The sequence below is a fragment of the Dialister micraerophilus genome, assembly GCF_947090205.1.
Taxonomy (GTDB): Bacteria; Bacillota; Negativicutes; order Veillonellales; family Dialisteraceae; genus Dialister; species Dialister micraerophilus.
In genome coordinates this window covers 120,464-133,254 of sequence record NZ_CAMUNF010000002.1, presented here as the reverse complement: position 1 = coordinate 133,254, position 12,791 = coordinate 120,464, and the positions used below count along the sequence as shown (strand labels likewise).

General features: G+C 32.8%; 8 protein-coding genes and 4 tRNA genes. 10 read left to right on the top strand and 2 right to left on the bottom strand.

All coding sequences use genetic code 11. The features are described 5' to 3' along the window. Positions 1 to 80 precede the first annotated feature (80 nt). Positions 81 to 3,638, top strand: a complete 3,558-nt coding sequence (gene smc / locus P6922_RS02445) for a chromosome segregation protein SMC (RefSeq protein ID WP_276873960.1) — start codon at positions 81 to 83, stop codon at positions 3,636 to 3,638. Next, positions 3,625 to 4,566: a signal recognition particle-docking protein FtsY gene (ftsY, locus tag P6922_RS02440; RefSeq protein WP_276873958.1), complete on the top strand. Its 942-nt coding sequence runs from the start codon at positions 3,625 to 3,627 to the stop codon at positions 4,564 to 4,566. Before smc ends, ftsY begins: the two co-directional genes overlap by 14 nt. Positions 4,567 to 4,749: 183 nt before the next feature. On the opposite strand, the gene P6922_RS02435 is transcribed toward ftsY, so the two are convergent. Then, the gene (locus tag P6922_RS02435) at positions 4,750 to 5,616 is read right to left on the bottom strand and encodes a LysR family transcriptional regulator (RefSeq protein WP_007554161.1); all 867 of its coding nucleotides are present in this window, start codon (positions 5,614 to 5,616) and stop codon (positions 4,750 to 4,752) included. Positions 5,617 to 5,775: 159 nt separating this feature from the next. Here P6922_RS02435 and P6922_RS02430 point away from each other — a divergent pair. The 4 genes from P6922_RS02430 to P6922_RS02415 all read left to right on the top strand — a co-directional run bounded on the left by P6922_RS02430 (position 5,776) and on the right by P6922_RS02415 (position 6,168). Continuing rightward, positions 5,776 to 5,851: transfer RNA gene (locus P6922_RS02430), tRNA-Val, on the top strand. A gap of 81 nt (positions 5,852 to 5,932) precedes the next feature. Then, positions 5,933 to 6,008: transfer RNA gene (locus tag P6922_RS02425), tRNA-Asn, on the top strand. Between the two features lie 2 nt (positions 6,009 to 6,010). Next, positions 6,011 to 6,085: transfer RNA gene (locus tag P6922_RS02420), tRNA-Glu, on the top strand. 7 nt (positions 6,086 to 6,092) lie between these two features. Continuing rightward, positions 6,093 to 6,168 (top strand) — tRNA-Val (locus tag P6922_RS02415). Positions 6,169 to 6,260: 92 nt separating this feature from the next. On the opposite strand, the gene P6922_RS02410 is transcribed toward P6922_RS02415, so the two are convergent. Further along, positions 6,261 to 7,238: a LysR family transcriptional regulator gene (locus tag P6922_RS02410; RefSeq protein WP_276873955.1), complete on the bottom strand. Its 978-nt coding sequence runs from the start codon at positions 7,236 to 7,238 to the stop codon at positions 6,261 to 6,263. 431 nt (positions 7,239 to 7,669) lie between these two features. Between P6922_RS02410 and glyQ the strand changes: the two genes are divergently transcribed. From glyQ to P6922_RS02390, 4 genes are all read left to right on the top strand, one after another. Next, complete coding sequence (gene glyQ / locus P6922_RS02405; protein WP_007554189.1) at positions 7,670 to 8,554, top strand: glycine--tRNA ligase subunit alpha; 885 nt, start codon at positions 7,670 to 7,672, stop codon at positions 8,552 to 8,554. Next, positions 8,547 to 10,595: a glycine--tRNA ligase subunit beta gene (glyS, locus tag P6922_RS02400; protein WP_007556407.1), complete on the top strand. Its 2,049-nt coding sequence runs from the start codon at positions 8,547 to 8,549 to the stop codon at positions 10,593 to 10,595. The genes glyQ and glyS overlap by 8 nt, the downstream gene beginning before the upstream one ends. Before the next feature lie 190 nt (positions 10,596 to 10,785). Beyond that, positions 10,786 to 12,036, top strand: a complete 1,251-nt coding sequence (locus P6922_RS02395) for a DEAD/DEAH box helicase (RefSeq protein ID WP_276873953.1) — start codon at positions 10,786 to 10,788, stop codon at positions 12,034 to 12,036. Between the two features lie 105 nt (positions 12,037 to 12,141). Then, entirely contained in the window at positions 12,142 to 12,756 is a 615-nt protein-coding gene (locus P6922_RS02390; protein WP_007556408.1) for an ECF transporter S component, read from the top strand. The last annotated feature ends 35 nt before the right edge of the window (positions 12,757 to 12,791 follow it).

Here is a 12,791-nt window from a genome sequence, read left to right as displayed (position 1 = left end):
TTTTAAATTGGTAAACAAATTGAATATAATTTATAATATAAAATGAAATAATGTAAACTTAAACGATGTAAGGGGATTTCATGAAATTACTTCGATTGACAATGCAAGGCTTTAAATCTTTTGCAGATAAAACGACAATAGAATTCAGTGACGGAATGACTGTTATAGTAGGACCCAACGGTTGCGGTAAAAGTAATATATCGGATGCTGTTCGCTGGGTTTTGGGCGAACAAAATGTAAGAAATTTAAGAGGACAAAAATCTGAAGATATTATTTTCTCCGGATCGGAAACAAGAAATACAAAGCAAGTTGCAGAAGTTACAATGGTACTTGACAATGAAGACGGAAAATTACCGTTGCAAACTGCAGAAGTAACTATAAGCAGACGTGTATTCAGAAGCGGTGAAAGTGAATTTTATATAAATAAAAGATCATGCCGCTTGAAAGATATTCATGAACTTTTGGCAAACAGCGGACTTGGAAAAGGAACACTTGCAATTATAGGACAAAATCGTGTAGATCAAGTATTGACAGCTCAACCTGAAGAAAGGAGACTGATTTTTGAAGAAGTTGCAGGAATCAGTCTTTTTCGTATGCGTAAAAATGAAGGACTAAGAAAGCTTGAAAAAACAGATGAAAATATGAATCGTGTAAAAGATATGACGGCACTTTTGGACGAACAATTGGTGCATTTAAAAGAAGCTGCCGAAAAAACAAAAATTTATCGCAAATATGAAGAAGAGCAAAAAGCAATCAATATAACGGAACATTTATTGAAACTTGCATCTGTAAACAGAATGATTTCAAAATATGAAACGGAAATCAGAAATTTGACAGATGAAAATGTAAAATATGAAACGGAAATATCAAAATTTACAACAGAAAAAGTAAAATTTGAAATAAAGAATGAAGAAAGTAAAAAAGAGCTTCGTGAAGCAAATGAAAAGGTTGCAAAATGTTTGCAAGAATTGGAAAAAATACGCAGTGACTACAGAATAAAAGAATCCTTACTTCAGCAAGTTAAAGATAAACTTCAGAAATTGAAAGAAGATGAAGAAGATCAAAACCTTGCGGAAAATGAAACAAAAGAAGAATTGTCTGCGGTAATTGAAGATTTAAAGAAATGTATTTCGGAAAAAGAAGAAAAAGAAAAGGAACTGTTACGAGCTGAAGAAGAAAAAAGTAAAATATCTTCGGTACTTCAGCATGAAAAAGAAGAATATTATAAAGCACTGGATGTAGATAAAAAACAACTTGCGGAAAGAGAACGTTTAAAACAGGAATTTTCACATATAAAGCAAGAAAAAATAAGACTTGTAGAAGAGAAAAACAAAAAAACAAAGGATTTGGAATTAATAAAAAATCAACGTAATGAAACTGAAAGAAAACTTAAATACATAACCGAATCAATTGAAAAATTGCAAAAAGAAATTTCGGTAAAAAAGAAAAATTCGGAAGAAACAGGTAAAAATTTAAGAAAAATACAAAACGAGCAGTTTATTATTTTACGTGAATTCAATGACACTCGAACAACTTACGAAAAAATAAAAGATAAAAGAGAATATTTGTCAAGCTCAGACAGAGAAAATGCAAATTTCACAAGTGCTACAAGAAGAGTTCTGTCAAATATTTCCATGTTTGGAAACGGTATATTCGGTACTGTAGGACAACTCCTTAAAGTTCCGGATGAATATGCAGATGCGGCAGAAGTTATATTAGGTGGTAAAGTTTCAAATATAGTAGTAGATACATCAAAAACTGCACAGAATATAATTGAATGGTTGAAAAGAAAAAAACTTGGAAGAACTACATTTTATCCATTGGCTTCAATAAGAAGAAAGCATAGAAGTGAAATAGAAAAAGAAATTCTCGAAATTGAAGGTGTTAGAGGATTTGCAAAAAGTATTTTCAAATATGATAAAAAACACTTCGAATTATTTGAATATTTATTAAATGGTATAGTGATTACGGAAAATTTGACGATTGCACGTAAATTATCCGATAAATATAATCATACATTGCGTATAGCAACGCTTGACGGTCAAATTATACATGCAGGAGGATCACTTACAGGAGGATCACTTAAAAAAAGTGAAAATACATTCTTCGGAAGAAAGAAAGAAATAGAAAAACTTTTAAAAGAAGAGAAAAATTTTGAAGAAAAATTAAAGAATTTGAAGCAAAAACGTTTAAATATAGATTTTGAATGTTCGAATTTATCGGACAAAGTAACAGAAATACAAGAAAATTGTAAAAAGCTTGAGATAGATTATGCGTCATTAATTTCAAAAAAAGAAGGACTCGTAAACTCATTTAACGTATATAAATCAAATGAAGAAAAAAATAATATAGAACTTCAAAAAGTGTCAGCCGATTTGAAAGGCATAGAAGAAAAAATAAAAGTTTTTTCTGAAAAGGATATTTCTACAAATTCATTGAAAAATACAGCCGATGACGGTAAGTTGAAATATTGGACGGAAAAAGAAGAAAAGGCGAAATCATCTATATCATCGATACAAGTTGATTTGGCAAAACTTCAGGAAGCAATTCATTTTAATCAAAAAATGAAAATTGAACGGGAAAATTATTCTATACTTCAAAAAACTGAACGTATCGAGCTTAATCAGGAAATCGCGGAAACTGTTGAAAAAGAAAAAAATATATCAAAAGAATTGGTACAGATGGAAGAATTATTTAAAACCAATCAAAAAAATTATGAAGAGTCAAAAATAATACAAAATAATCTACAAGAAAAATATGATATTTTTGAGCAAAAACAAAAAACAAATGATGTTGAATGGCGTAAAATTCAAGAGGAATCTGCAAAACTTCAAAGTAAAATAACCGAACGAAAAATAAGGTTGGAAAATTTTAAAGAACAGGAATTGCAAGTTGTAGAATTTTTTAAAGAAAACAATTTAACTGTAGAAAATGCCGAAAAACTTCGTGTTGAAGGTAATATGCAAAGTATAAGCGGTAAAAAAATTGAAATCGAACGAAAAATTTCGGAATTGGGAAGTGTAAATCCCAACGGCGTTGAAGAGTATGAAATACAATTAAGGCGTAGAGAGTTTTATGAAACACAAATTCATGACTTGGTAAAAGCGAAGGAAGGATTGCAAACTGTAATTGAAGATATAGATAAAAAAATGGAAAAAGAATTTAAAGATGCGTTTTCTTTAATAAATAAAGAGTTCAACCGCATTATGAATTTGATGTTTGACGGGGGTAAAGCAAGACTTGAATTGACAGATGAAAAATCTCCGTTGGATGGAGGTGTGGAAATTTATCTTCAACTTCCGGGTAAAAAACGCCAGTCATTGACGCTCATGTCCGGAGGTGAGCGTGCATTGACGGTAATAGCACTTCTTATTTCATTTATGGCATATAAACCGGCTCCGTTTTGTTTTGTAGATGAAATAGATGCATCGCTTGACGATGCAAATGTCGCACGATATAGCAGCATGATTGCAGATTACAAAAAGAAAACACAATTCATAGTTATATCGCATCGTAAAAAAACAATGGAATATGCCGATACTTTGCAAGGCGTTACGATGGGAGAAAAAGGTGTTTCATCGTTAATTACAGTTCATATGAAAGATTACATAAAGGAGAACAATAATGAGCTTTTTTGATCGAATAAAAAAAGGACTTGAAAAAACAAAAAAAGGATTAATACAAAATATTGAATCTATAGTTATAGGATATGCACATATAGACGAAGAATTTTTAGATGATTTGGAAATGATTTTAGTTTCCGGTGATTTGGGTGTAAGAACAACGGATTATCTTATGCGTCAAATCAGACGAGGAGTAAAAGAAGGCAATATTTCAAATACAAGCGAAGTTATGCCGTTTATTGAAAAAACAATGATTGAGCTTCTTACTGAAAATGATGAAAAAGAAGAAAATCATGTTCCCGAGGTATATTTAATTGTCGGTGTAAACGGTGTAGGCAAAACTACAACGATAGGTAAGTTGGCTTATCAGATGAGTAAAGCAGGTAAAAAAGTATTATTGGCGGCAGGAGATACTTATCGTGCTGCAGCATCCGAACAGTTGACTATATGGGCTGAAAGGACAGGTTCGGACATAGTTAAACATGCAGAAGGAGCAGATCCTGCAGCAGTGGCTTTTGATGCATTGACAGCAGCGAAGGCAAGAAATGCAGATGTGGTATTGGTAGATACCGCAGGAAGAATTCAGACGAAAACAAACTTGATGAATGAACTTGGAAAAATAAATAAAGTAATGAAAAAAGTAATTCCCGATGCACCTCATCAGACACTTTTGGTGCTTGATGCCACAACCGGACAAAATGCAGTAAGTCAAGCAAAACATTTTAAAGAAGTGGTGGATATAACAGGAATAGTTTTGACAAAATTGGATGGAACCGCCAAAGGTGGAGTTGTATTGTCAATACATGAAGAATTGAAAGTTCCGGTAAAATGGATAGGACTTGGGGAACGTGAAGATGATTTACAGAAATTTGACGCATCCGTATTTGTAAAAGCACTTTTTGAAAACAGCGAACAATCAATGAAAGAAAGTACAAAAATATAATTGTAAATAATAATTTTAAACAGTTTGAAATTAACGGTAAAAAACGGTTTGTAACTTATAATTTGACAAGAAACAAACCGTTTTATTTTTATGTTATGCAAAATATGGAAATTCAGATTTAATGCATATAAAAAACCTTTCAATTCACAATGAAGTAAACTGAAAGGTTTAGGTACAAAATTGTTAAACTTCAAAATATTTTTTTACATAATCTATAAAAATTTTTACCGGTGTAGACTGAGTCATTGCCTGTTTATATAACAAATGACTCGGGCGCATAAGCGGTCTGTGATGATTATCATAAACCGGTTCACGATTTATATGAGGCATACATTTCGGAAGAATATCTGCCGGAACCAATGAATACCCAAGTCCCTGATTGACGATTTCAACACAAGTAAAACAATCACTTACCGTAAGCATAGATTGCGGAGAATCAGAAAAATTATGGCGCCACCATTTATCGCGTATTTCATCTAGAGAAGGATCTGAACGATAACGTATGGCGGGTTCTTTTATAAGTGTTTTATAATCTATTGTATGTGCCGAAATAAGGTACAAAGGTGCATCTTCCAATAAAATATCCGTATCCGGCCAATCTTGATTACCACGTACAATTGCAAGATGAATATCTTCTTTTTTCAATAATTTCACCAGATGATCGCTTGTATCTGTTGTCAGAGAAATTTCAACATCATTGTAATTTGACAGAAAGCCTTTTAAAATTTTAGGAATATAAGATTGTGCAAACGATTCACTTGCACCTATACGTAAAACGCCTGAAATGGAATTAGGTTCATGAGTAACATAATTCTTCATATCCTGATATTGCTGGAGTTCTTTTTCCGCAAAAGAGTACAGTCTGTTTCCGGCGTCTGTAAAATGTACACCCTTATTTGTACGAATAAATAAAGGACAGCCTATTTCCTTTTCCATTTGGCTTAATCTATATGTCAAAGAAGGTTGAGTCATAAAAAGTCTTTTTGCGACTTTATTAATACTGCGTTCCTCTCGTAAATATATAAGAATTTTCCAATCTGTATTATTCATTTGACTGTTCCCCTTTTATAATTTTCTGATATAGAACTTTTTTATTATATTATAACAAATCAATAAAAATATCAATAATTTGTAAAACAAAGAGGAATAAATAAACACTTGCAAAAATGCAGTATGAGAATATATAATATAAACATCTGAAATATATTCGGGCGATTAGCTCAGCTGGGAGAGCGTCTGCCTTACAAGCAGAATGTCGGCAGTTCGATCCTGTCATCGCCCACCAAAAAGAACACAATTGTGTTCTTTTTTTCATAAAAAACAGTTGCAAAAAGCAAAAAACTTTGTTATTATAGCAAGGTAACATTCCTGAATAGCTCAGTTGGTAGAGCAATCGGCTGTTAACCGATCGGTCGTAGGTTCGAGTCCTACTTCAGGAGCCAATGGCCCGTTCGTCAAGCGGTTAAGACACCGCCCTTTCACGGCGGAGTCGGGGGTTCGAATCCCCCACGGGTCACCATTAATTTGGGCGATTAGCTCAGCTGGGAGAGCGTCTGCCTTACAAGCAGAATGTCGGCAGTTCGATCCTGTCATCGCCCACCAAAAGGACACATATGTGTCCTTTTTTATTTTGTAAATTTCAAAAATAAAAACTCATAAACGCTTATCGTGAAATAAACATTTATGAGTAAGATTTAAATATTCTTTAAAATATTTAAAAATGAGTGATAATGGCCTTCTTTAAAATGTTGATCTATTAAGAAATCGACAAATTTTTGAGTGATTGGAGAAAGTTCACGATTTTTCAAAGTATACAAGAATCTGTAACATCTGAACATGTCGGATGGAAGAATGTATACTTTCAAATCACCGGGAACGGGTTCTCCCGGACTTAAGGGGGCAAAAACAATCGCTCTGTTTTCCAACGCCCATTGTAAAGCTGTAGATTTGCTTGTACTTATTGATAAAGGATTTGTAGATATGAACAGCGTTTTGCAATAATTTGCAATTAATTCTTGTGACTCGGGAATAGTGCAAAACGGAACGTTCAATAAAGTACTTTTCAAAGATTTAATAGGAAACTTCAATAATTTCTTTTCATCATCAATAAATACATCGTTTTGTACGAAATTGTTTAGAAGTTTACTTTTTTTATTAATATAAATAGCCAATCGGGATTCACAAGTTAAATGTGTGTCAAATAATTCAGGTTGAGGTAGTAGTTTGTTGCATAATCCCAATTCCGCAATACCTGATTTAAGTAATTGCATTTGTTTGTTTATATCGTGCTCTTGAAAATCAAAATAGGTGTCGGGATAAATTTTTGTAAAAGGAATAACTGAAGCACTTATAATTCCCGAAGTAAGAGAAGAGGAAATTGCGATGTGAATGGTTCCTCTGGCACCGTTTGTGCAATTTATAATATCTTTTTCTATACTGTTTTCTATAGCTATAAGATTTTTGGCGCTTTTATACAAAATTTGTCCGGCAGGCGTGATTTCTATATGTCTTTGTCCGGGTCCTGTTTTAATTAATTGTGTTTTATATTTTTTTTGTAAAATCTTAATATGTCTTGTCAATGTAGGCTGAGCAATATGTAAAATACTTGCTGCACGTGTTAAACTTCCTGTTTCGGATATAGTAATGAAACTTTTATATAAAGATGTATCCACTTGATTTACTTATCCTCCCTATTAAATTTAACATCCTTATTTTATATCTAAAAAGAATATATAAAATAAAACATTTATATATTCTGCATAAATATAAGTAAAAAGCATAATAGTATTCAGAAGCTATTATACATGTAATGCATGTATTGTTGCAAATTGCAGATTTTTTTCTTTACAATTTAAATTTTATTTGTTAATATTAAGAAAATTATGGCGATGAAAAAAAGTAGTAAGCACATAAAAGTGATTCAGGAAGAGTGTGAACCTGAAAAGTGCCGAAGGCGTTTTGGAGCTGTTGCCTGAATGGAGTAGGGCAATAATAAATTAAGGTGGGTATAATACCAATTAGGGTGGAACCGCGGGTAATCTCGTCCCTGTAACATTGATGTTACAGGGATTTTATATTTGGAAATAATTTAAGGAGGAATGAAATGACATTTCAGGAAATTATTTTTAATCTTCAAAAATTCTGGTCCGAAAAAGGATGTATATTGGAGCAACCTTATGATGTAGAAAAAGGTGCAGGTACAATGAATCCGGCTACTTTTTTAAGAACTATAGGGCCGGAACCTTGGAATGTTGCATATGTAGAACCGTCACGCAGACCTGATGACGGAAGATATGGAGAAAATCCGAATCGTTTATATCAACATCATCAATTTCAAGTAATTATGAAGCCTTCACCGGAAAATATTCAGGAAATGTATCTTGAAAGTTTGGAAGTTTTGGGAATATCTCCTAAAGACCATGATATAAGATTTGTAGAAGATAATTGGGAATCTCCTACACTCGGTGCATGGGGAATGGGTTGGGAAGTATGGCTTGACGGAATGGAAATTACGCAGTTTACATATTTCCAACAAATCGGGGGTATAGATGCTAATCCGGTATCGGTAGAAATAACTTACGGTCTTGAACGAATTGCAATGTATATTCAAGAAAAAGACAATGTATACGATTTGGTGTGGACAGAAGGAATAACCTACGGAGATATTTGGCATGAAAATGAATATGAACAATCCGTATACAGTTATGAACTTTCAAATCATGAAATGTTATTCTCTCTTTTTGATATGTATGAAAAAGAAGCAAAAGCCGTTATAGAAAAAGGATATGTACTTCCGGCATATGATTATGTATTGAAATGCTCGCACACTTTCAATTTGCTCGATGCTGCAGGTGCCATTTCCTTGTCGGAACGTACTGAATATATAGGAAGAGTACGTGCAATGGCAAGATTATGTGCAAAAGCATATTATGAAAAACGAAAAGAATTGGGATTTCCAATGTTGAAAGGATGTGAAGAACATGAGTAAAAATTTATTGCTTGAAATAGGAACGGAAGAAATGCCTGCGAAAATTATGCCGGGACTTGTAGAACAATTAAATCAACTTGCAAATATTGAAATGAAAAATGCAAGATTATCTTTTGACGATGTAAAAGTATATGCAACACCGAGAAGATTGGCAGTAATAATCGAAAAAAGCTCGGAAATACAATCAGATGAAAATTTAAGAAAGCGCGGACCTTCAATAAAAGCCGCTTTTGATAAAGAAGGAAATCCTACACGTGCATTACAAGGATTTGCCAAATCACAAAAAGTAGATATAGAAAAAATAGAAAAAGAAGGCGAATATACTTGGGCGAATATTACAAACAAAGGTAAAAAGATTCAAGAAGTATTGCCTGTTATATTCAAAAATTTAATTTCAAATCTTAATTTCTCAAGAAGTATGAATTGGGGAACTGAAAAAGAAAGATTTATAAGACCTATACGTTGGTTGGTTGCAATGTGCGATGAAGAAATAATTCCGGTAGAATTTGCACATGTAAAGAGCGGAAATATAAGCAGAGGTCATCGTTTTCTTGCAAGTGATCATGTAGAAATAAAAAATGCCGAAAGTTATAAAGAAACGATGAAAAAATCATTTGTAATAGTAGATCAAGATGAACGCAGACAAATGATTATAGAAGGGTTGAAAAAAGTTTCCGAAAAGCTTAACGGGATTTTGTGGGAAAATAAAGGATTACTTGAAGAAATAAATTATTTAGTAGAATATCCTACAGCATTGTACGGGAAAATTGATGAAAAGTTTTTACAACTTCCTGTACCGGCAGTTGTAACACCAATGCGTGATCATCAACGTTATTATCCGTTGAGAAATAAAAACGGTAAGCTCATGCCGTATTTTCTTACTGTTAGAAACGGTGGAACGCAATCTCTTGAGAATGTAAAAGTAGGAAACGAGCGTGTACTTCGTGCGAGATTGGAAGATGCACAGTTTTTCTTCGATGAAGACAGAAAAAAATCTTTAGAAAATTTCAGAGAAAATCTTAAACGAATAAATTATCAAGAAGGAATGGGAACCATGCTTGATAAAGCAAATCGTTTAAGCGCTTTGACGGAATTATTTGCAAAAGAATGGAAACTTTCCGATGAAGAAGCAAAAGACTTGAAACGAGCATCTTATTTATCCAAATCAGATCTTGCTACACATATGGTAACGGAATTCACTGAACTTCAAGGAGAAATGGGTAAAGAATATGCGCTTTTGGATAACGAAAAAGAAACCGTTGCAAATGCGATATTTGAACAATATCTTCCAAGATTTTCAGGAGATGTTTTACCGAAAAGCAATATAGGACGTGCATTGTCACTGGCAGATAAATTGGATAATTTAACTGCAACGTTTTTAAGAGGACTTATACCCACTGGTTCACAAGATCCGTTTGCATTAAGACGTCAGACAATCGGAATTGTAAATATACTTAATGACGGAAAAATACACTGGGATATTACAAGCGGAATAAAAAAAGCATTGGACTTATTATCCGATGATGAAAAACAAAAGAACAAAGTGCTTTTGCAAATTTTGGAGTTTATACGTCAAAGAGTGAAAGTTATAATGTCGGATTTGAAAATAGATTATGATATTGTAGATGCGGTATCCGATGATATGACCGATATTTATTCAGTGTTTAGAAAAGCAAATGCGGTTATAGAGATGAATGTGAAAGAAGAAATAGAACTCAGACAAGTAGTAACAAGACTTTCACACATAACAAAAGATAAAAATCCGGTAAAAATTCAAGAAAGTTTATTCGAAGCAAATGAAGAAAAAGAACTTTATAAAGCGTACATCGAAATTGCCGATAAATTAAAAGCAGAATGTGAAGCTCATGAATATATAAAAATGTTTGAACCTTTGAAAAATTTGGTTAAATACATAAATGCATTTTTGGACTCAGTCATGGTTATGGTTGAAAATGAAGATGTAAAAAATAACAGAATTTCATTACTTATTGAGGTTTTGAATCTTTATAAAATGTGGGGAGACTTCAGTAAGTTGGTATAAGAAAAGAAAGAGCAAATTGCTCTTTCTTTTTTTACGGAATAATATTTTTTATGATAGGATAACAATGTATTTAAAAATTAAAAATATAAAAGATAACATTGAATAAATAATATAAACAATAAAATGAATTATAAAATTTATATGTTATAATATCAAAAACAATTGAAATTAATTATAAACAGGAGGATATATGAGCGGATTTGTTTCATTGGGTATAATTCCTGAAATATCAGAATATTTGAAAAAAAGAGGGATTATAAATCCTATGCCCATACAGAAAGAAGTTATTCCTGCAATTTTTAAAGGAAGAAATATTATAGGTCGTGCTCAGACCGGTACAGGAAAAACTTTGGCTTACTTGCTTCCTCTGGTACAACGTATAAAAAAAGAAAGTTCAAGTACGCAAGTTATTATTATGGCACCGACAAGAGAATTGTCCAGACAAATTTATGATGTATTATCAGATTTTTCAAAATTGCTGAATGTCGACAGTGTAGGTGTTATCGGTGGAAGAACTATAGAAAATCAAATACAAAAATTAAAAAGAAATCCACATATTATTGTCGGTACACCCGGACGTTTAATCGATCATATAAGAAAAAATACTATAGATTTGACACAAGTAAAAACAGTCGTTTTGGACGAAGCGGATCAAATGCTTGCTGCAGGATTCAGGGAAGATATAGAAATATTGATTGATATGACTCCTAAAAAGCGTCAAATTCTTATGCTTTCTGCAACAATTACCGAAGAGTCTAAAAAATTGGCGAGAAAATATGTAAAAGCTCCTCTTATAGCGGATGTATCTGAAAAAGAAGTCGCATCAACTGTAGAACAAAGAATTTACGAAACAACAGAGGCAGGTAAATTGAAATTACTTGTTAAACATTTGAAAGAAATGAATCCTTATATGGCAGTTGTTTTTTGTAATACACGTGAAGGTGCTTACGAACTTGCAGGCGAAGTATATAGAGCAACACATATGGTTGTAGATCAATTGCATGGAGATATGACACAGGGTCAAAGAAATCATGTAATCAGACAATTTTCAAAAGCTGCAATACAAGTTTTGGTTGCATCGGATATAGCCGCAAGGGGTCTTGATGTCGAAGGTGTGACACATGTATTCAACTATGATATACCTACAGATTTAAAATATTATGTTCATAGAATAGGTCGTACAGGAAGAGCCGGAACTAAAGGAATGGCTATTACATATGTAACGCCCAAAGATGCAGTTATGTTGAGAAAACTTGAAAAAAGTATTCATGAAACATTGACAAGATATGATGAAAGGGGTCGAGTAAAAAGAGTAAGACAAGCTAAACCAAAAAGACGTGTTGTGACGCCGGGAATGTACAAGCCGACAAAGAAAAAAGAACATAAAGCGCTTGGACACAAGGGTAGAAACATGCGTCAGAGAAGAAAGAAAACTTTATAATTTTATATTCACTAATGCCGGTATCTTTTAAGAATCGGACAATTGAATAAGAGTAAGTTTTATTACGACTTGTATCTTTTTAAAAGAACGAGAGCGGAGGATCTTATGGAAAAAACATGTATTGTAAATAAGCAGAAACATTTTTTCAGTGTCAGACAATTGACAATATCTGCGATATTGTCGGGATTGACGATATTTCTGGGATTGACCGGATATGGATTTGTACCGTTGGTTTTTATGAATGCAACCGTTTTGCATATACCTACGATAATAGGTACCTTGGTAGGAGGTCCGAAAGTAGGTGTTGCAGTAGGATTTTTGTTCGGACTGTTTTCATTTATACAGAGTATTCGAGCCCCAAGTCTTTTATTGCAGTTTGCATTAACTGAAAGTATTATTTATGATGCATTTATATGTATTGTGCCTCGTATGTGTATATGTGTTGCGGTATGGACGGTTTATAAATATTTCAAAGGAAATGAAACGGTTCGTATTTGCCTTGCAGCGGTATTGGGTACAGTTACAAATACAGTATTATTTTTAGGAACATGGTTTGTTTTAATCGGTCAAACTTATTCTTTGGCAAAAGGTATACCGATAAGTACAACATTTTCACTTTTGACAGGTATAGTGGCAATGAACGGAATTCCGGAAGCTTTATTGTCAGGTTTAATAGTTACTCCGATTATAAAAGCCTTGAAAAAAGCAATAAAAAATTAATAAAAATAAAAATGCAACTTTTGAAAAACAAAAGT

Coding starts and splice junctions, on each gene's coding strand:
- P6922_RS02390 (WP_007556408.1), top strand. CDS start 12,142: ATGGAAAAAACATGTATTGTAAATAAGCAGAAACATTTTTTCAGTGTC.
- glyQ (WP_007554189.1), top strand. CDS start 7,670: ATGACATTTCAGGAAATTATTTTTAATCTTCAAAAATTCTGGTCCGAA.
- P6922_RS02435 (WP_007554161.1), bottom strand. CDS start 5,616: ATGAATAATACAGATTGGAAAATTCTTATATATTTACGAGAGGAACGC.
- smc (WP_276873960.1), top strand. CDS start 81: ATGAAATTACTTCGATTGACAATGCAAGGCTTTAAATCTTTTGCAGAT.
- ftsY (WP_276873958.1), top strand. CDS start 3,625: ATGAGCTTTTTTGATCGAATAAAAAAAGGACTTGAAAAAACAAAAAAA.
- glyS (WP_007556407.1), top strand. CDS start 8,547: ATGAGTAAAAATTTATTGCTTGAAATAGGAACGGAAGAAATGCCTGCG.
- P6922_RS02395 (WP_276873953.1), top strand. CDS start 10,786: ATGAGCGGATTTGTTTCATTGGGTATAATTCCTGAAATATCAGAATAT.